General features: G+C 48.2%; 23 protein-coding genes and 1 pseudogene. 17 read left to right on the top strand and 7 right to left on the bottom strand.

All coding sequences use genetic code 11. The features are described from left to right. The 5 genes and pseudogenes from paaA to nadD form a co-directional block, all read left to right on the top strand. Positions 1–238: pseudogene (paaA, locus tag VIM87_RS20415) on the top strand (1,2-phenylacetyl-CoA epoxidase subunit A); the annotation flags it as partial. Between the two features lie 86 nt (positions 239–324). After that, complete coding sequence (locus VIM87_RS20420) at positions 325–711, top strand: hypothetical protein (protein WP_331998795.1); 387 nt, start codon at positions 325–327, stop codon at positions 709–711. Between the two features lie 4 nt (positions 712–715). Beyond that, positions 716–1483, top strand: a complete 768-nt coding sequence (paaC, locus tag VIM87_RS20425; protein WP_331998796.1) for a 1,2-phenylacetyl-CoA epoxidase subunit PaaC — start codon at positions 716–718, stop codon at positions 1481–1483. A gap of 11 nt (positions 1484–1494) precedes the next feature. Beyond that, positions 1495–1989 carry a 1,2-phenylacetyl-CoA epoxidase subunit PaaD gene (gene paaD, locus VIM87_RS20430; protein ID WP_331998797.1) on the top strand — a complete coding sequence of 165 codons (495 nt, stop codon included), beginning with the start codon at positions 1495–1497 and terminating at the stop codon, positions 1987–1989. Positions 1990–2043: 54 nt separating this feature from the next. Beyond that, entirely contained in the window at positions 2044–2613 is a 570-nt protein-coding gene (gene nadD / locus VIM87_RS20435) for a nicotinate (nicotinamide) nucleotide adenylyltransferase (protein ID WP_331998798.1), read from the top strand. Between the two features lie 7 nt (positions 2614–2620). On the opposite strand, the gene VIM87_RS20440 is transcribed toward nadD, so the two are convergent. Next, the gene (locus tag VIM87_RS20440) at positions 2621–3682 is read right to left on the bottom strand and encodes an AI-2E family transporter (protein WP_331998799.1); all 1062 of its coding nucleotides are present in this window, start codon (positions 3680–3682) and stop codon (positions 2621–2623) included. 233 nt (positions 3683–3915) lie between these two features. Here VIM87_RS20440 and VIM87_RS20445 point away from each other — a divergent pair, with 233 nt between their 5' ends. From VIM87_RS20445 to VIM87_RS20455, 3 genes are read left to right on the top strand one after another with little or no spacing between them, the layout of a single operon-like run. Beyond that, positions 3916–4110, top strand: a complete 195-nt coding sequence (locus VIM87_RS20445; RefSeq protein ID WP_089906981.1) for a YtxH domain-containing protein — start codon at positions 3916–3918, stop codon at positions 4108–4110. A gap of 18 nt (positions 4111–4128) precedes the next feature. After that, positions 4129–4548, top strand: a complete 420-nt coding sequence (locus VIM87_RS20450) for a hypothetical protein (protein ID WP_331998800.1) — start codon at positions 4129–4131, stop codon at positions 4546–4548. Positions 4549–4601: 53 nt separating this feature from the next. Continuing rightward, positions 4602–5000 carry a hypothetical protein gene (locus VIM87_RS20455; RefSeq protein ID WP_331998801.1) on the top strand — a complete coding sequence of 133 codons (399 nt, stop codon included), beginning with the start codon at positions 4602–4604 and terminating at the stop codon, positions 4998–5000. A gap of 23 nt (positions 5001–5023) precedes the next feature. Here VIM87_RS20455 and VIM87_RS20460 read toward each other — a convergent pair whose 3' ends face one another. Beyond that, on the bottom strand, positions 5024–6049 hold the full coding sequence (locus VIM87_RS20460; protein ID WP_331998802.1) for a radical SAM/SPASM domain-containing protein: 1026 nt from the start codon (positions 6047–6049) through the stop codon (positions 5024–5026). 165 nt (positions 6050–6214) lie between these two features. Here VIM87_RS20460 and VIM87_RS20465 point away from each other — a divergent pair, with 165 nt between their 5' ends. Both VIM87_RS20465 and VIM87_RS20470 read left to right on the top strand, forming a co-directional pair. Then, positions 6215–6970, top strand: coding sequence for a glycoside hydrolase family 25 protein (locus tag VIM87_RS20465; RefSeq protein ID WP_331998803.1), 756 nt, complete (start codon positions 6215–6217; stop codon positions 6968–6970). Positions 6971–7006: 36 nt separating this feature from the next. Next, positions 7007–7267, top strand: a complete 261-nt coding sequence (locus VIM87_RS20470) for a hypothetical protein (protein ID WP_331998804.1) — start codon at positions 7007–7009, stop codon at positions 7265–7267. Positions 7268–7461: 194 nt separating this feature from the next. On the opposite strand, the gene VIM87_RS20475 is transcribed toward VIM87_RS20470, so the two are convergent. The 3 genes from VIM87_RS20475 to VIM87_RS20485 form a co-directional block, all read right to left on the bottom strand. Then, on the bottom strand, positions 7462–8004 hold the full coding sequence (locus tag VIM87_RS20475; RefSeq protein WP_331998805.1) for a CAP domain-containing protein: 543 nt from the start codon (positions 8002–8004) through the stop codon (positions 7462–7464). A gap of 247 nt (positions 8005–8251) precedes the next feature. Beyond that, on the bottom strand, positions 8252–8713 hold the full coding sequence (locus VIM87_RS20480; RefSeq protein WP_331998806.1) for a PA2169 family four-helix-bundle protein: 462 nt from the start codon (positions 8711–8713) through the stop codon (positions 8252–8254). Positions 8714–8750: 37 nt separating this feature from the next. After that, complete coding sequence (locus tag VIM87_RS20485; RefSeq protein WP_331998807.1) at positions 8751–8960, bottom strand: CsbD family protein; 210 nt, start codon at positions 8958–8960, stop codon at positions 8751–8753. A gap of 288 nt (positions 8961–9248) precedes the next feature. Here VIM87_RS20485 and VIM87_RS20490 point away from each other — a divergent pair, with 288 nt between their 5' ends. Beyond that, positions 9249–9446, top strand: coding sequence for a hypothetical protein (locus tag VIM87_RS20490; RefSeq protein WP_331998808.1), 198 nt, complete (start codon positions 9249–9251; stop codon positions 9444–9446). Between the two features lie 147 nt (positions 9447–9593). On the opposite strand, the gene VIM87_RS20495 is transcribed toward VIM87_RS20490, so the two are convergent. Beyond that, the gene (locus tag VIM87_RS20495; protein WP_331998809.1) at positions 9594–10031 is read right to left on the bottom strand and encodes a YybH family protein; all 438 of its coding nucleotides are present in this window, start codon (positions 10029–10031) and stop codon (positions 9594–9596) included. Between the two features lie 116 nt (positions 10032–10147). Here VIM87_RS20495 and VIM87_RS20500 point away from each other — a divergent pair, with 116 nt between their 5' ends. From VIM87_RS20500 to VIM87_RS20510, 3 genes are all read left to right on the top strand, one after another. After that, entirely contained in the window at positions 10148–11338 is a 1191-nt protein-coding gene (locus VIM87_RS20500) for a DegT/DnrJ/EryC1/StrS family aminotransferase (RefSeq protein WP_331998810.1), read from the top strand. Between the two features lie 7 nt (positions 11339–11345). Continuing rightward, entirely contained in the window at positions 11346–12071 is a 726-nt protein-coding gene (gene kdsB, locus VIM87_RS20505) for a 3-deoxy-manno-octulosonate cytidylyltransferase (protein ID WP_331998811.1), read from the top strand. 87 nt (positions 12072–12158) lie between these two features. Then, positions 12159–13235: an iron-containing alcohol dehydrogenase family protein gene (locus tag VIM87_RS20510; RefSeq protein WP_331998812.1), complete on the top strand. Its 1077-nt coding sequence runs from the start codon at positions 12159–12161 to the stop codon at positions 13233–13235. 152 nt (positions 13236–13387) lie between these two features. Here the strand turns inward: VIM87_RS20510 and VIM87_RS20515 are convergent, their stop codons facing one another. After that, positions 13388–14617 carry an MFS transporter gene (locus tag VIM87_RS20515; protein WP_331998813.1) on the bottom strand — a complete coding sequence of 410 codons (1230 nt, stop codon included), beginning with the start codon at positions 14615–14617 and terminating at the stop codon, positions 13388–13390. Positions 14618–14776: 159 nt separating this feature from the next. Here VIM87_RS20515 and VIM87_RS20520 point away from each other — a divergent pair, with 159 nt between their 5' ends. The 3 genes from VIM87_RS20520 (at position 14777) to VIM87_RS20530 (ending at position 16619) form a co-directional block, all read left to right on the top strand. Continuing rightward, positions 14777–15247 (top strand): DNA starvation/stationary phase protection protein, encoded by a 471-nt coding sequence (locus tag VIM87_RS20520; RefSeq protein ID WP_331998814.1) that lies wholly within the window; start codon positions 14777–14779, stop codon positions 15245–15247. Positions 15248–15313: 66 nt separating this feature from the next. Beyond that, a complete protein-coding gene (locus tag VIM87_RS20525) occupies positions 15314–16093 on the top strand; it encodes an NYN domain-containing protein (protein ID WP_331998815.1) in 780 nt (259 codons plus the stop codon). A gap of 1 nt (position 16094) precedes the next feature. Further along, the gene (locus VIM87_RS20530) at positions 16095–16619 is read left to right on the top strand and encodes an O-acetyl-ADP-ribose deacetylase (RefSeq protein WP_331998816.1); all 525 of its coding nucleotides are present in this window, start codon (positions 16095–16097) and stop codon (positions 16617–16619) included. Positions 16620–16700 lie beyond the last annotated feature (81 nt).

Genomic DNA, 16700 nt, shown 5'->3' on the forward strand with positions numbered 1-16700 from the left:
ACCTAAGCTATGGGAGCTGGGGCTTACGCTGCCGGATCCCCTGCTGCATAAAAATCCGGAAACCGGCCGCTGGGAGTATACGGACCCTGACTGGGACCTGTTCTTTAAAGTGATCAACGGCGGCGGCCCCTGTAACCAGGAGCGGCTGCAGGTGCGCAGGTGGGCGGAGGAAGAAGGGCGCTGGGTGCGTAAGGCATTAATGAACCCGAAAGAGAGAAGGGCCCTGCCGGTAGCGTAGTAAAATATTGACAGCGTATAAGAGTTACCGTTATGAACAAGCTGCATCCACATACAACTTACCGCAGCGTTTAAAAATGAAAATGCATGTCCAACCAATCATATGACCCACGTGTGAACCGCTTAAAGCTGGGGAATGCGGATGATCCCATTAAGGTAGAAGAAGGCGAGAACTGGAATGTGTACGAAGTATTTCACCAGGAAAAAAGAGGCGCCCATCATGAGCATGTGGGCTGCGTACACGCCCCGGACCCGCAGCTGGCGCTGGTTTTTGCAAAAGAACAATTTGGCCGCCGCAAAAAATGCGTGAACCTGTGGGTGGTGCGCAGCGCGGACATACTGGCCTTTGACCTGGAGGATGAGGATATGTTTGCTAACAACCTGGAAAAAACGTATAGGGATGCCAGTGGGTTCAAAGTAATGGATAAGATCAACAAATTTAAAGGAGAGGCTGTAAAGCAGCCCAAAGCATAATTCTATGAATGCAGCCTTGCAAAAAGCGATTACCACACTTATTACCGGCATGGCCGATGATGCGCTGATCTTAGGCCACCGCAACTCTGAATGGACAGGGCTGGGGCCTATTATGGAAGAGGACATTGCCTTTTCTTCCATGGCGCAGGATAAGATAGGACATGCCTGGGCTTTATACCGCATACTGCAGGAGCACCTGGGCGGGGAAGACCCTGACCAGTTTGCCTTTATGCGTGCTGCAAAGGACTTCACCTGCTGCCACCTGGCAGAGCTGCCTATTGGCAGCTACGACTTTAGCCTGATGCGGCATTTCCTGTTTGACCATGCGGAGGCTGTGCGTTATGAAAGCCTGCAGCAATGCAGCTTTGAGCCATTGCAGCAGCTGAGTAAGAAAGTAAAAGGGGAATTAAAATATCATACGCTGCATGCAGATGCCTGGTTATTACAGCTGTGCAGGGGAGGGCAAGAAAGCCATCAGCGAATGCAGGCTGCTTTGGACCGCTGTTTTCCGCTGGCCGCCGGCATTTTTGAACCGGGTCCGCAGGATGCGTTACTGATAGATGCCGGTGTTTATCCCGGTGAGCAGGCGCTGTATGATAAATGGCTGAACACTATTTATCCCCTGCTGGTAAATGCTTCCCTGAACTTACCGGACCCCGCTGCGGTGGCGCCACAATATGGCGGCCGCTATGGAAACCATACCCCACATTTGCAGGCGCTGCTACAGGAAATGGGAGAAGTATTCCGGCTGGACCCAACGGCCGAATGGTAAAACAAGAACACATGACAACTGCAACCACCACCATTGCTGATATATACACTGCCCTGGAACAGGTAATGGACCCGGAGATCCCGGTATTAAATGTACTGGAGCTGGGCATGATCACCGGGGTAACGCTGTATGAGGGTACAGCTCATATAAAAATGATCCCTACGTTTGCGGCCTGCCCGGCGGTAAGCTATATTCAGCAAAACATACGGGCCACTGTAAATAAATTAACCGGCCTGCCTGTGCAGGTAACGGTGGATAAGGAAGTGCACTGGCAAAGCAACCGCCTTACCGACACGGCTAAAGAAAAGCTGCAGCATTTTGGAATGGCTGCCCCGCAGGTGCATGAGGGTGAGCTGCATGCGGAAATTATGCTGAATACCCCCTGTCCGCATTGCCATAGTGAGAACACGTACCTGCGCTCGCCCTTTGGTTCCACGCTTTGCCGCGCCATTCATTACTGTAAAGATTGCGGGATGGTGTTTGAGCAGTTTAAACCTGTGGAGTAAATGCAGCACATGTGGGTGGGAATTTATATATTACAGCCCAAATAAAAGCTGCGCATGAAGATTGGCTTGTATTTCGGGTCCTTTAATCCTATACATACCGGGCATCTTATTATTGCTAACTACATAGCCTATAACACCGACCTGGATAAAGTTTGGCTGGTGGTATCCCCCCAGAACCCGTTAAAACCCTCCTCTTCCTTATTGAATGAGCATCACCGCTTTCACCTGGCAGAGCTGGCGGTACAAGGCGAGCCCCGCTTACGGGCCAGCAACATAGAGTTTTCCTTACCACGTCCTTCCTATACCATTGATACGCTCACCTACCTGGCGGAAAAATTTCCTACACAGGAATTTACGGTGATCATGGGCAGCGACAGCTTTCAGAACATTCGCCGCTGGAAGAATTATGAGCAGCTGGTAAAGCATTATCCCATTTACGTTTATAAACGCCCGGGGCATGAGGTAACCGAAACCTTTGGCGCCAATGTACAGGTGCTGGAAGCGCCCATGCTTGACATATCATCTACCCACATCCGGCAATGGATCCAGCAGGGAAAATCTATCCGTTACCTGGTGCCGGATAATGTGGTAGCGTATATAGCGGAGAATAATTACTACAAATAGCGGCGCATTAAGATTTTGCCTTCGCAGGCGCTCCTGTTTTTACCACCTTCACTTCGCGCTTTTTTACGAGGTACTCATTAGAATAGATCTGCAGTAAGAGTATAAACATAGAGATCAGCAGCGGCCCAAAGATGAGCCCAATGAACCCGAACAGGTTTACGCCAACGATCACCCCAAAAACCGTTATCAGCGGGTGCACATCGCCTATTCTTTTAGCCAGCATCATACGGAAGATATTATCTGAAGCGCCCACTACTATAAACCCGTAAATGAGTATTGCAATGCCCTGCCAGGTATGCCCTGCGGCAATCAGGTACACGCCCATGGGCACATATACGGCGGCGGCTCCTATAATAGGCAGCATGGCGCAAAAGCAGGTTACCGCAAACCAGAAAACGGGCTGCGGCACGCCAAAAATAAAGTAGCCTAGCAGCGCTACCACCCCTTGTATAATAGCGATTAAGGGTATACCAACTGCATTGGCAAAGATCATGGTGTGCAGCTCTTTACCCAGGCGTATCACATTTTCATCTTTCAGGGGAATATATTCATACAGGCCTTCTTCCATTTCCCGGGAGTATACCAGCATAAAATACAATACAAAGTAAAGGATGGCAATGGCGGTTACGGTGTTAAAGGTGGCGCCCAGCAACATGGGGAGCAGGCCGGTTACAGACTCCTGCACTTTTTGCAGCCGCTCGGGTGTTAGCAGGCTAAAGCCCATGCTTTGCTGCAGCCGGCCATCTACCATCTTAATACCTTGTATAAGCTCAGATGAATGGTTGATGGCATAGCTTATTTTATCGGTAAGCATATTGATCATCAAACCAATGGGCAGCAGTATAATAATAAAAGAAAGGAACATAAGCGTAGCGGCAGCCAGGCTTTTGCGCCACTTGCGCGTTTCCACCAAATGCCGCATCCAGCGGCGGCAAAGTATGTACATGGATAAGGCGCCCAGCAAACCGGGGAATAACCCATACAGTTCAGAAAACAGGAGCACGCCCCATAAAATAATGATCAGCAGGAAAAAGATCTGTTTGAGGCGGTCATTGTCGATATAGCTCATAGTAAAAGATACAATAGTTGAATGAATGGACAAAAGATGCCATTCAAAGATTGAACCATTTAACCCGCGTTTTGTTCATACCTTGTATGGGCAATTATATAAATACAGCAACCATTAACATTTAAATGATCCTTAACACCGGTTTGTGGCAGTGCTAAAATGTTGGAATAATGTTTGTATCCCGTTCTTTACCCAAGTTTAAACTCAATGTTTCATCTAAAAAAATAATCACTATGAGTAACAGTTCAAAAGCCGTTGTATCTTTCATTGTTGGCGCCGCTGTAGGTGTAGCTGTTGGTTACTTTCTGAACTCTGATAAAAAAGATGAGTTGGTGGATAAGCTGAAATACCAGACAGACAAGCTGAAAGACCGCTTTAAGAAAAAAAGGGAGCAATTTGAGGATGCCATAGAAAATGAGCTGGCATAATCCCCTAAACTAATTTGCATGGAAGATAACTTTAGCAATTATTTTAACCAAACAGGCAAGGTGGCCAAAGAATATTTGGAAACCCGTTTGGACCTCATTAAGCTCCAGGCAGCAGGAAAGCTATCGAAAGCATTAGGGTTATTTTTTTCCCTGACTATGGCTTTCCTGCTGTTCTTTTTTGTGGTGGTGTTCCTGGGGATGGTAGTAGGTTTCTGGATTGGTGAGCTGGCCGGTAGCTATACGATCGGCTTCTCCTGTGCGGCCGGCTTATTTGTAGTGCTGCTGGTTATATTACTGATTTTCCGTAAAGCCCTGATACAGCGGCCCCTGTCCAATATGCTGATTGCCGAACTGGTAAATGAGATGGTGGATGATGACCGGCAGTCTGACAAGGAACCTGCTGAATTTGAATCTGAGGATGAGGAACCTGTAGGATAAATCCACACAACCAAAAAAGGAATCCCCGTTAAAATCAATAAACGCGTTTACACATGCCTAAGGCAAAAATCGCAAAAATCACGAACGCAGATCACCTGGAGAAAGAGATTTCCCGTCTTAAAAAACGTACCCGCAAGCTGGAATTTGATCTGGGTGAACGGGTTGATTTCTTTAAGGACAACTATAAGACCATGGCCATCAACTCCGTAATACCGGGAGTGGGCAAGCACACCGGCTTTATAAGCATGGCCTCACGTATAGCCGGCATAGCTATGGGTAGCGGCAAGTTCAAAAGCTTTGCCACCAGCGCCGTTATGACGGCTGTTGAATTTATAGGTGTGCGCTTGGGTATAAACCTGTTTAGCAAGTACCAGCAGAACAGGAGAAAGAAAAGAGCCAGGAAAAAGGCTGCTGCCCGCGGTGAGCGGGAAACGGAGCATTATGATGAATAGCCTCCGGCGGTGGCGGGCAATGCTTAGCCCCAAACCTTAGTGCCCTCACTGCAGTTAGCACAAATATCAATATTCTTACGGCCTTCCATAATCTGTGTACGGAACCGCACATATTGTTCATTGAACCACAGTTCCCGGAACGATTGCTGTTTCAGATCGCCCAGCTTGTGCTGCGCATCTTTATCAAAACAGCAGGGGGCCACCAGGCCGTCCCAGGTAATAACAGGGGAGTGCCATAAGCGCCAGCATTGGTTACCCAGCTTGTTCTTGATAGCATAGGTACCATCTTCCTTACGGCGGTAGCGGCTGTATTTATCAATGGTAGGTATCAGGCGGTTACCCTCTTCATAATCATATACCTGGGCTGTTTTAAAACGCACCTCATCAACCCCGATCTCCTTTGCCAGCTTCTTAATATCCTCTATCTGGTGCTCGTTTGGTTTTACTACCAGGAACTGGAAGAATACAAAGGGCTTTTTGGAATTAAGCTCTTTTTTCCATTTCACAATGTTCTTGGCGCCCTGGATCACTTTATCCAGCTGGCCGCCTACCCGGTATTGCGTGTATACGTCCTGGGTAGTACCGTCTATAGAAATAATAAGCCTGTCTAACCCGCTTTCCACTGTTTTTTTGGCATTGGCCTCTGTAAGGTAATGCGCGTTGGTAGAGGTGGCGGTGTACAGGCCTTTATCGCCGGCATATTTTACCATATCCAGGAAACCGGGATTCAGGTAAGGTTCTCCCTGGAAATAAAAGATGAGGTACAGGAGGTCTTTGGAAATTTCGTCGATGGTTTTCCTGAAAAAATCCTGCTGCAGCATACCGGTAGGCCGGGTAAAAGCCCGCAGGCCGCTGGGGCATTCCGGGCAGCGCAGGTTGCAGGAGGTGGTAGGCTCAAAAGAAATGGATACCGGGTATCCCCACTGTACGGGCTTGCCTGTCCACTTACTCACGAAAAAGCTGCTCAGCACCTTACCGGCGTTCCATGCCCGGCGAAGGGTGAACTTGGAAAGCAGGTTTAAGGAATCATTCAGATTAAATTCAGGCATACATCCGGGTACTTTGTATGTAAAAATAACACAACTATACATGTAACAGTAATAAAATATTGCGCTATACTTGTAGCTGCATACTGGGTTGTTAGGGTTGGGTTATGGTAATTGGTGCTGGTTAACAACTTGTTGCTGACCACATTTTATTTGTAAAAAGGCTACATGCGCATTAACAAAGCGGGACGTTTATTAATAGTTTGTATCATAACAGCAGTCATTGCCGTGGCAGCATGGTGGTGGTGGCAGCGGCAGGAAGCGCTGAACTTTGTACGTTACGAGGAGTTTGGGATAGATATGCCGGTGAACTATGCTATCCATGGCATAGATGTTTCCAAGTTTCAGAAAGAGATCAACTGGGATGCCGTGCAGCAGATGCAGGTTGATAAAATACGTATATCCTTTGCGTTTATAAAAGCAACGGAAGGTATTACCCGCCAGGATGCAGCATTTAAGCGCAACTGGCAAAAGGCCGGGGAGGCCGGTCTTGTACGGGGCGCCTACCATTTTTTTTATGCTACCCGCGACCCGCTGAAACAGGCGGTTAACTTCAAGAATGTGGTGCAGCTTACTTCCGGCGACCTGCCGCCGGTACTGGATATTGAAACGCATAACAACCAGCCGCCGGCAGTGATACGCAGCACCGCCAAAATATGGCTGGAGGAGCTGGAAAAGGCATATGGCATAAAGCCCATTATTTATACCAACCTGAAATTCTATAACACCTACCTGGGCGATGAGTTTAATGATTACCCGCTGTGGATAGCGCACTACTACCAGAAAGAACGGCCCCGGGTAGACCGGGAATGGGTATTCTGGCAGCACAGTGATATTGGCAGGGTAAATGGGATAAAAACAATTGTAGATTTTAATGTATTCCGGGGCGATAGTGCGGCGTTAATGAAAATGTGCCTGCCCTGATGCGTGGTTCAATAGCTCACCTAAATACCTGCACCAATGGAACCCACCGGACCAGAAGAACAGAAAGACCCGTTTAAGTCGGAGATAGTGCTGTATTTTATAAAGATCACACGCACCTTGTTCCTGGGTTTTTTCTGGATGATGATAAATGTTTTCCTGGGGCTGTTCCTGGGTTTTGCCGTACCGGACGAATCAACGCCGGGCCGCATGATATTTTTTTATGCCTTTGCCCTGATCACCCTGGGTGCTTATTTGTATATGGTGTGGAAGTGGTGGAGAAAGAAGATAAATGTTTAGTTGGCAGTGAAATTAGTTGGCAGTTGGCAGTGTGCAGTTGGCAGTCTGGAGGCGATTGCTGAAGTAATTTGAGGTATAAAAATGTGACAGCCAGGTTATAAAACCAGGAAAATATTAACTCATCAAACCTAATTTCAGAAAACTTATTCTAACAAAAGGCTTCAAACTGCCCACTGCCAACTAGCGACTGGCAACTACTTCCTGTTCCCCAGCTCCATAGTCCAGTAAATATCGAACTTACCTACGGCCAGCTCCTTAAAATTTGCATCCATCATATTATGGCAGTGTTTAGGACTGTTAAGCCAGCCCAGTACCACGGCCTGTTCATCCATCCGGCCTTTGGCAATATTTTCACCATAGTATATCCAGGAGTAGCCGGCTGCCGTCAGGCGCTGGCCGGGATTGGTGCCATCCGGTGAGTTATGGTCGAAGTAGTTTTTTGTGTACATATCCTTGCTATGCAGCCAGGCCGCTTTTTCCAGCGTTATGTTCCAGGTAAGGGCGGGCACGGGCGGCATTTTATCGGCGCCGCAATTACAGCCACGGCTGCGCAGGCCATTTACCAGGCGTAATAAAGCGGTTCGGTTCACCACATTTTCCGGGAAGCTGTCGGTTACCGGTGCAGAGCTATCCGGCGTAATGGAAGTAACGGGCGGGTTCACATTATTCTCTTTTCCGCAGTCAATAAAAAATAGCGCAACAAATACGGGGGCTATAAATCGTAAAAAGCCGGTCATTATTACCAGTTAAATAGTTAGGAATAATCAGTTACCGGTTAGTGATAGAACTGGGTTAAAATTAAATACCGGTTTGTTCAGAGGAAAGGGTTAAAACAGACTCTCGGGGATCAAAGATAAGTGGCTGATATGAAACTAAAATGGACCAAAACAGATTTATTTGCGCCGCATATATAAAAAACAAAACCAGTTGTTCCCTTGTGACCGGGAGCAACTGGCTGTCAGAGGGTTAACTCAGATGCTAAAATCATTTAATAGCTTTATTAAGATCACGGTGCTTTTTAATCCTGTCGTGCGACAGTTTTAATTCGCCATACTGGCGGGTGATCAGATCCAGCACGTGCTGCGGTATCTCAATTTCATTGCTCAGCGCCATATTGTACACCCGCAACGTCACATCCTCACCATACTCACAGGAGGCCAGGATACTGGTATCACTATTCGCGGTGAAGTCGGCCTTCAGATCCATCCAGGTACGGTATAGATCGCCACCCAGGCTGGTGTTCGCTTCTTCTTCACCACCCATGTTCTTCAGCTGCCGGTTCAGCTCAAAAGCGTATTCCCGGCTTTGATCGGCCATGGATTGAAAAATGTGCTGTAATCCCGGTTCCTCTGTTTGTGCTGCCGCTGTAGCATAACCTGCCGATCGGTCGTTATTCACCCGCACAAGGTCGTTCAGCGTGCTAACAAGATCTGTGTACATTATCATAACTCACATTTTAAAGGTGCATAAACATTGTAACGATCTACAATAGTTCATGCTGCAAATATGCTACCTGAAAACTTTTGATGATGCGCACCATATCGTCATGTGTGGTGCCGGTTTTTTTCTGCAGGCGTACGATCAGTTCCTGTTCTTTGCCATACTCATAAGTAAGGTCTTCTTCGGAGAGGTGGGAGTAACGTTTTTGCAATCTCTTCTTCAGCTCCCACCAGTTGTGCAACTGGATCTTCATAAACAACAGCTTTAAATTTTAAAAAATAAATAGGGGAATGAGAAAAAAGACTTTTCAATTTCTATGCCTGCTCGTTAAGAGTTGGTTATCAGGGCCAAAAGTGGCTACTGCAATCGAGTGACAGCGTGCTGCCAGCTGTTTGGGGTCCCACTACTTGGGGAACGCTGCCGCACAGGTTGGGGAATCCGCTCACCACATTAAGGGTTATAAGTGCCTGTGGCTGTGGGGGTATATGAATGGAATAAACTTTGTTAGTTATTCCTTTACCTGACATAAACAGTGTAGCCTATGTCGCAGCAGAAAAACACATCGGATAAAAAGAATACGGATACGAAAGTAGACCATTCTAAAAAGCCGGCAGAGATATTAAAAACCAGCAAGGCTGATACGCGCACTAACCCGCTGCGTGCAGAATTGTCGGAGAAACCTACTAAAGAGAATAGGGCGGTGAGAGATAGTGAGGAGAGAAGAGAAGATAACACTTGACTCACCATATCGATCAATAAAATTGGAAACTCCCGTCAACATTTTTAACTATTTAGGGAACAGTGTTTAGTCATAGTTCTTCTTTAATGTTGTGGTGTATAGCAGGCCGTCCCATTCCTGGGATGGTTTTCTTTTTTAGGGAAGTTCCTAACTACTATGATCTGCAATGATCTTCCAGGCGCCGTTTATTTTCCGGATCAGCAGGGTAAAATGCCCCTGCAGGTTACCCACACTGCGTTGCAGGTGCCATTGACCTACCAGGAAGTAAAGCTCCGGCGTTAATTGTTTAAATTCCAGTAAATTAAAGTGTAGCTGGCCCATAGCGGCCGTATCGGGGTACGATTTTTTATAACGGTCCAGGGTGGCCTGCCAGCCTTGGGTAATGCCGTTTTTGCCAATGAACAGCAAAGAATCCGACTGCCAGTAGGTTTGCATAAAAGCCGGGATGTTACCCTTGTTCCAGGCGTCGGTTTGCTGCTGCATCAGCTGCCGGATAGCGGCTTCCGGTGTTTGCTGGGCATTAATATGGGAGCATGGCAGCAGGGCCGATACCGTCAAAAGGGTAGCATACAGGAGGAAACGCATGTTGAATTTTTAATAAAAGATAAACAGTTTTTAGCTAGGAGGCAAGTATGATTATGCTACCTTTGCAAGCACGATCAACAAAAATAGCTTTATCAACACGTTAAAATCAATAGCTTATGCCAGGATTTGAATTATTTGGCGCCGAGGAGAGGAAAGAGGTGAATGATGTTTTGGAAACCGGCATTTTTATGCGTTACGGGTTTGATGGTCCCCGTAAAGGCATCTGGAAAGCGAAAGAACTGGAACAGGCAATCAGCAGCAAGCTGAATATACCTTATACGCAGCTTACCTCCAGCGGCACCACCGCCCTTACCACTGCGCTGGCAGCATTGGGAGTAGGCGCCGGCGATGAGGTGATCATGCCTACTTTCACCTTTGTAGCCAGCTTTGAAAGTATATTTTCCGTAGGGGCTACCCCGGTGCTGGTGGATGTGGATGATACCCTTACCCTGGATCCCCGCGCAGTAGAAGCGGCTATTACACCGCGTACCAAAGTGATTATGCCCGTGCACATGTGCGGCGCCATGGCCGACCTGGATGCGCTGAAAGCCATTTGCGAAAAAAATAACCTGATACTGCTGGAAGATGCCGCTCAAAGCTTTGGCGCCAGCTATAAGGGCAAAGCCCTGGGATCTATAGGACATGCCGGCATTTTTTCTTTTGACTTTGTAAAAACCGTTACCTGTGCCGAAGGCGGCGCTGTGGTAACCAATGATAAAGAGCTGTACCTAAAATGCGATGCCTACTCCGACCACGGGCATGACCACCTGGGCGTGGACCGCGGGGCCGACCTGCATCCGTATATGGGGCAGAATTTCCGTATCTCCGAGCTGCATGCAGCTGTAGGGCTGGCGCAGGTGCGCAAGCTGGATAAATTCCTGGCCATACAACGCAGCACCAAGAAAATATTTAAAGACGCCCTGGCAAGCATACCGGAAGTAAGCTTCCGCCGCCTGCCCGATGAAGCGGGCGACAGCGCTACTTTCCTGGGCTTTTTCCTGCCGGAAGAAAACCAGGCCCGCGCTGCTGCCGCCGCCATGAAAGCCGCCGGCCTGGCTGCTTTTTACTGGTTTGATAATAACTGGCACTACATCCGTAACTGGGAACATTTTAAGCAAAGCGCTACGCTGAACCACTTTGCACCGGGCCTGCAGCAGGCGCTGGAGATCTATAAGATCAAACAGTTCCCGGTATCTGACGCTATTATGAGCCGTTGCATCTGCACCCCCATTAACCTGGGCTGGAGCGAAAGCGAAATAAAAGAAAGAGCCGATAAGCTGGTGAAGGCTGTAAAGAGCGCATTATAATTCAACTATGAAAAGTATTGCTTTAATACCTGCGCGTTACGGGGCCACCCGTTTTCCCGGTAAGCTAATGGCTAAGCTGGGAGAGAAATCTGTAATACTGCGCACCTATGAATCTACCGTGAATACCGGTGTGTTCGACGAGGTAATGGTGGTAACGGACAGTGATGTGATATACCGGGAAATTACCGGCAATGGCGGCAAAGCCGTAATGAGCAAAAAAGAGCATGAATGCGGTACCGACCGCATAGCCGAAGCTGTTACCGGTATGGACGTGGATATTGTAGTGAATGTACAGGGCGATGAACCCTTTACCCAAAAGGCGCCGCTGGAAAAGCTGTTAAAGGTTTTTGAAGGCGAAGCCGGCAAACAGGTGCAGGTAGCATCCCTGATGCAGGAGCTGAAAGACCGGAGCTCCATCGAAGATCCTAACTACGTAAAAGTGGCGGTGGACAAGCAATTCAATGCGCTGTTCTTTTCCCGCTCCGTAATACCCTACCCGCGCGATAAACAGGTGAAGAGTATTTATTACGAGCATATTGGCATTTATGCTTTCCGCAAACAAACCCTGCTGGAATTTACCCGGCTGCCGGTAAGCCCGCTGGAAGCAGCAGAAAAAATAGAATGCCTGCGCTACCTGGAAAACGGTATTCCCATGAAAATGGTGGTAACGGAGTATATGGGTGTGGAGATAGATACGCCGGAGGACCTGGAGAAAGCAGCCAAGCTGCTATAATTAATAATGAAGAATGAATAATTAATAGATTGTGGAGATTGATTGGTGGGGATTGGGTTGTCCATACCGTAGTATAATTAGTAAAGTATGAAGTTCAGAAATTTTAAGCTGGTAGGTTATGTAATATTCGGCCGGGGTGCGTTTAACCAGTTAGATGAAATACTGGCGCCGCAGCGTAAGGGCGATGCACCGATGATCTTTTTCGTGGATCAGTTCTTTAAGGATAAGCCGGCGTTTACCGGCCGTATACCTTTGCAGGGCAAGGATAAGATCGTGTTCATTGATGTAACGCATGAGCCTAAGACGAAGTACGTGGATCAGCTGCGCGATGAGCTGAAAGCGGAATTCGGGCAGGTATCCGGCGTTATTGGTATTGGCGGCGGCTCCACTATGGACATGGCCAAAGCGGTAAGCCTGATGATGACCAACCCCGGCTCCTCTGCCGACTACCAGGGCTGGGACCTGGTAAAGCAGCCCGGTGTATACAAAGCCGGCATACCCACGCTTTCCGGCACCGGTGCAGAAGTAAGCCGTACCACGGTGCTTACCGGGCCTACCCGCAAGCTGGGCATGAACTCGGACTATACGCCGTTTGACCAGATCGTGCTGGACCCTGAGCTAATAAAAGACGCGCCTGTTAACCAGCGGTTCTATACTGCTATGGACTGTTATATACATTGCGTAGAATCCCTGGAAGGTACTTACCTGAACGCTTTTAGCCGCTCCTATGGCGAAAAGGCGCTGGAACTATGCCAGGAAATATTCCTGAAAAAACCACACTGGGATGATGATGCGGATGAAAAGCTGATGATGGCCTCTTATGCCGGCGGTATGAGCATTGCCTACTCGCAGGTAGGCGTGGCGCATGCGGTAAGCTATGGCCTGAGCTATGTGCTGGGTACCCACCATGGCGTTGGTAACTGTATTGTGTTTGATAAGCTGGAAGAGTTTTACCCGCAGGGCGTAAAAGAGTTTAAGGAAATGGTGCAGCGCCATAACGTAACTATTCCTCAAAACATTACCCGGGGCATGAGCGCTGCGGATGTGGACAAGATGATAGATGTATCACTAAGCCTGGCTCCTTTGTGGGAAAATGCGCTGGGTAAGGATTGGCAGCAGCAGATGACGAGGGAAAGGCTGCGGGATTTGTATGCTAAGCTGTAGCTGAAAGCGCAAAGCAGAAAGCATAAAGCAAGATGGAGGATTATTGTAGTGATATTTATAAAGTAAAATGCCTAACGAATGTTCGTTAGGCGTTTTACTTTATACTATATAATGTCGGTTGCTTTCTGCTTTGCGCTTTCAGCTTTATCCTCCTAAAGCCATCTCCTGAAAGGCGCCTTCATATGCACCAGCCGCCACATAATTTTCAGACGGCGGTTGTCGTAGATCAGCATCATGTACACCAGCGCTACCAGGCAGCCTACGCCCATTATACCAAAGGCCAGGGGAAAATAGGACGCGTTGTTATGATAGATATAGGCAGATAAATAAGCGCCCAAACCAATACCTGCTTCCATGGCAATGTACATGGTAGCCAGCGCGCGGCCGCGGTGGGCAGGATCGCCCAGGTCAACCGTCCAGGCAGTAACAGCAGGAGAGTTTAACCCTACGGATACACCGTATATGATTGCCGCCACCATCATCAGATATGGTGTGGTAGCCATCGCCAGCATGAACAGCGCAATGGCCATAGTGGCTGTAGATATTTTGAGCACCGGTAAGCGGCCGTATTTATCCGATACCTTACCGGCCAGCAAACGGATGCCGATGGATGCGCCGGTAAAGAAGGTAAAGAACAGGCCTTTGTTATGAATACCCAGGTATTGACTAAAATCCGGAATAATTGTGAGTAAAGCACCGTAACTTAGGAAACAGAAAAAGGTAACGATCACCGGCCCTAACACTAATGGCTCAAATATTTCGTGACGGGATATTTTCAGCAGTGAAGGGCTAAAACGTTGCCGGCTGGGCTTAGGCAGGGTTTCTCTAAGACCGCCGATCAGTATTACGACAGACAGTAACGCAAATACGGCAGACACCTGGAACATTACATAAATATTCCAGCGGGCTGCAATAAAACCGCCAATTGCGGGGCCTAAAGCCAGGCCAATGGTGCTGAACAGCCCCACCATACCCATGGCCTCTGCACGCCGGTTATTAGGCACCAGGTCAGAGATGTAAGCAGTGGTACCGGTAGGTTTAAAGCCCGTGGAGAAACCATGAAAGAAACGCAAGAGCAGGAACGCACCTACAGAACTTATCAGCGGATATAACAGGCTGCAAACCACACATACAACAGAGCCGAAGATCATTACAGGAACGCGGCCCACAGTATCTGTCAATTTGCCGCTAAAAGGACGGGAAAGACCTGCCATTAAGGTAAATAATGCCAGGATATAGCCTTTATAATCCGCGCCGCCCATACTGGTGAGATAAGCCGGCAGCTCAGGGATCAACATATTGTAACTAGCGGAGAATACTGCATTACTGAGGCAAAGTAGAATGAAATGCAACGTGTATATTCTCCCCGACGACTGTTCCATACCACAAAATTAGGAAGTATGGCACAAAAATAGCGAAGTAACGGACACCACTACCTACTATTTTAGTAGGATTTTTCAGCGCACGTCTTGTTTAACCACCTTAAAATATTAACTATGACAACAATGACCGCAAAAGCAACAACAGAAAAACACAAAGACATGAAAGCAAACATCGGCATTTCAGAAAAGAACTTACAGGGAGTAGCCCTGGAGCTAAATAAATGCCTGGCAGACCTGATGGTGTTATACACCAAAACCCGCAACTACCACTGGAACATTGAAGGTTCCAACTTTATGGAGATGCATAAGTTTTACGAGAACCAGTACGAAGAGCTGGCAGAGGCGATAGATGAAATGGCAGAACGCATACGCGCCCTGGGCCATTATGCAGAAGGCCGCCTGAGCGACTTCCTGAAGCTTACCAGCCTGGTAGAGCAGGAGTACACTAATGATCAGCAGGTACAGCTGGGCAACCTGCTGGATGATCATGAAACCATTATCCGTAACCTGCGCCGTTTAATAGACGAGCTGGATGAAAAATACAAAGACAAAGGCACCAGCGATTTCCTGACCGGCCTGCTGACCAGTCATGAAAAAACCGCCTGGATGATCCGCTCTTACCTGAAATAATGCACTACTGTAAAATAACGGCAGGCCGCAGATTTTGTAATATTACGCAACTAAACCCCCTGGCTTATGGACAGTAATACAGAGCTTCGGCTTGCCGTATTAATAGACGCCGACAACATACCCCATTCCAACATAAAAGCCATGCTGGAGGAAATTGCCAAATACGGCATTCCTACCTTCAAAAGAATTTATGGCGACTGGACCAAACCTCACCTTACGGGCTGGAAAACCGTACTGCTCGAAAATGCCATTAACCCTGTACAGCAATACAGCTATACAGTAGGGAAAAATGCAACGGATTCCGCCATGATCATTGACGCCATGGACATCCTGTACACCGGGCGTGTGGACGGCTTTTGCCTGGTGAGCAGCGACAGCGATTTTACACGGCTGGCCACCCGCCTGCGGGAAGCCGGCATGCGCGTATTTGGCCTGGGCGAAATGAAAACGCCTACCGCCTTCCGGGCCGCCTGTGATAAGTTCATTTACCTGGAAATATTACGGCAAAACCAGGAAGCGGAGACGGAAACTGAAACCGAAACGGAAGCTGCGGCCGCGAAAAGCAATACCCGCAAAGGAAAAACAAAGACCAAAGGCATCAGCAAAGCAGACCGGGAGATGATAAAGCTGCTTTCATCCAGCATTAATGATATTGCGGATGAAGATGGCTGGGCTTACCTGGGAGAGCTGGGCAACCTGCTGCTGAAGAAAAAGCCGGACTTTGATGCCCGTAACTATGGCTTTAACAAGCTGGTGCAGCTTATTAAAAGCATTGACCGTTTTGAGATAGACATCCGCGACAGCGGTAAGAAAATGGGTAAGCTGGTATACGTAAGAGTAAAATAACATGGCAAAGATCATAGCGATACAGGGCGATATTACCAAAGTGGAAGCCGATGCCATTGTGAATGCTGCCAATACCTCCCTGATGGGTGGCGGCGGGGTGGATGGGGCTATACACCGTGCCGGCGGCCCGGCCATACTGGACGACTGCCGCAAGATAGTAGCCCGGCAGGGTGGCTGCCCCACCGGCGAAGCCGTGATCACCACTGCAGGCCGCTTACCGGCCCGGTACGTGATACATACTGTAGGCCCCGTATGGAACGGCGGCCATAAACAGGAGGCTGAAAAGCTGGCCGGTTGTTACCGTAACTCCCTGCAGCTGGCGGTGGATAATGGCGTAAAAACGATTGCCTTCCCCAACATCAGCACCGGCATTTATCATTTTCCGAAAGCACAGGCGGCAAAGATTGCGGTGAAAACCATCCGCGACTTTTTAGAACAGGAGCATAGTATTGAGCAGGTGATACTGGTTTGTTTTGACGGGGAGAACCTGCAGTACGCACAGGAAGCGCTGCAGGAGGGGCAATAAAAAAAGCCCCGGGAAAACCGGGGCCATATATAAAGAGATCAATTTATCTAAGTAAGCTATTAGCGCTTTACATACTTTATA

Origin of the sequence: Chitinophaga sp. (assembly GCF_036569125.1) — a bacterium.
GTDB lineage: Bacteria > Bacteroidota > Bacteroidia > Chitinophagales > Chitinophagaceae > Chitinophaga.

Bases quoted from the DNA above. Each gene is read 5' to 3' on its own strand.
- kdsB (WP_331998811.1), top strand. From the start codon at position 11,346: ATGAAAAGTATTGCTTTAATACCTGCGCGTTACGGGGCCACCCGTTTT.
- VIM87_RS20475 (WP_331998805.1), bottom strand. From the start codon at position 8,004: ATGACCGGCTTTTTACGATTTATAGCCCCCGTATTTGTTGCGCTATTT.
- VIM87_RS20450 (WP_331998800.1), top strand. From the start codon at position 4,129: ATGGAAGATAACTTTAGCAATTATTTTAACCAAACAGGCAAGGTGGCC.
- VIM87_RS20515 (WP_331998813.1), bottom strand. From the start codon at position 14,617: ATGGAACAGTCGTCGGGGAGAATATACACGTTGCATTTCATTCTACTT.
- VIM87_RS20530 (WP_331998816.1), top strand. From the start codon at position 16,095: ATGGCAAAGATCATAGCGATACAGGGCGATATTACCAAAGTGGAAGCC.
- VIM87_RS20455 (WP_331998801.1), top strand. From the start codon at position 4,602: ATGCCTAAGGCAAAAATCGCAAAAATCACGAACGCAGATCACCTGGAG.
- VIM87_RS20445 (WP_089906981.1), top strand. From the start codon at position 3,916: ATGAGTAACAGTTCAAAAGCCGTTGTATCTTTCATTGTTGGCGCCGCT.
- VIM87_RS20485 (WP_331998807.1), bottom strand. From the start codon at position 8,960: ATGAAGATCCAGTTGCACAACTGGTGGGAGCTGAAGAAGAGATTGCAA.
- VIM87_RS20495 (WP_331998809.1), bottom strand. From the start codon at position 10,031: ATGCGTTTCCTCCTGTATGCTACCCTTTTGACGGTATCGGCCCTGCTG.
- VIM87_RS20420 (WP_331998795.1), top strand. From the start codon at position 325: ATGTCCAACCAATCATATGACCCACGTGTGAACCGCTTAAAGCTGGGG.
- VIM87_RS20525 (WP_331998815.1), top strand. From the start codon at position 15,314: ATGGACAGTAATACAGAGCTTCGGCTTGCCGTATTAATAGACGCCGAC.
- VIM87_RS20500 (WP_331998810.1), top strand. From the start codon at position 10,148: ATGCCAGGATTTGAATTATTTGGCGCCGAGGAGAGGAAAGAGGTGAAT.
- VIM87_RS20465 (WP_331998803.1), top strand. From the start codon at position 6,215: ATGCGCATTAACAAAGCGGGACGTTTATTAATAGTTTGTATCATAACA.
- VIM87_RS20490 (WP_331998808.1), top strand. From the start codon at position 9,249: ATGTCGCAGCAGAAAAACACATCGGATAAAAAGAATACGGATACGAAA.
- VIM87_RS20520 (WP_331998814.1), top strand. From the start codon at position 14,777: ATGAAAGCAAACATCGGCATTTCAGAAAAGAACTTACAGGGAGTAGCC.
- paaC (WP_331998796.1), top strand. From the start codon at position 716: ATGAATGCAGCCTTGCAAAAAGCGATTACCACACTTATTACCGGCATG.
- VIM87_RS20470 (WP_331998804.1), top strand. From the start codon at position 7,007: ATGGAACCCACCGGACCAGAAGAACAGAAAGACCCGTTTAAGTCGGAG.
- VIM87_RS20510 (WP_331998812.1), top strand. From the start codon at position 12,159: ATGAAGTTCAGAAATTTTAAGCTGGTAGGTTATGTAATATTCGGCCGG.
- VIM87_RS20460 (WP_331998802.1), bottom strand. From the start codon at position 6,049: ATGCCTGAATTTAATCTGAATGATTCCTTAAACCTGCTTTCCAAGTTC.
- nadD (WP_331998798.1), top strand. From the start codon at position 2,044: ATGAAGATTGGCTTGTATTTCGGGTCCTTTAATCCTATACATACCGGG.
- paaD (WP_331998797.1), top strand. From the start codon at position 1,495: ATGACAACTGCAACCACCACCATTGCTGATATATACACTGCCCTGGAA.
- VIM87_RS20480 (WP_331998806.1), bottom strand. From the start codon at position 8,713: ATGATAATGTACACAGATCTTGTTAGCACGCTGAACGACCTTGTGCGG.
- VIM87_RS20440 (WP_331998799.1), bottom strand. From the start codon at position 3,682: ATGAGCTATATCGACAATGACCGCCTCAAACAGATCTTTTTCCTGCTG.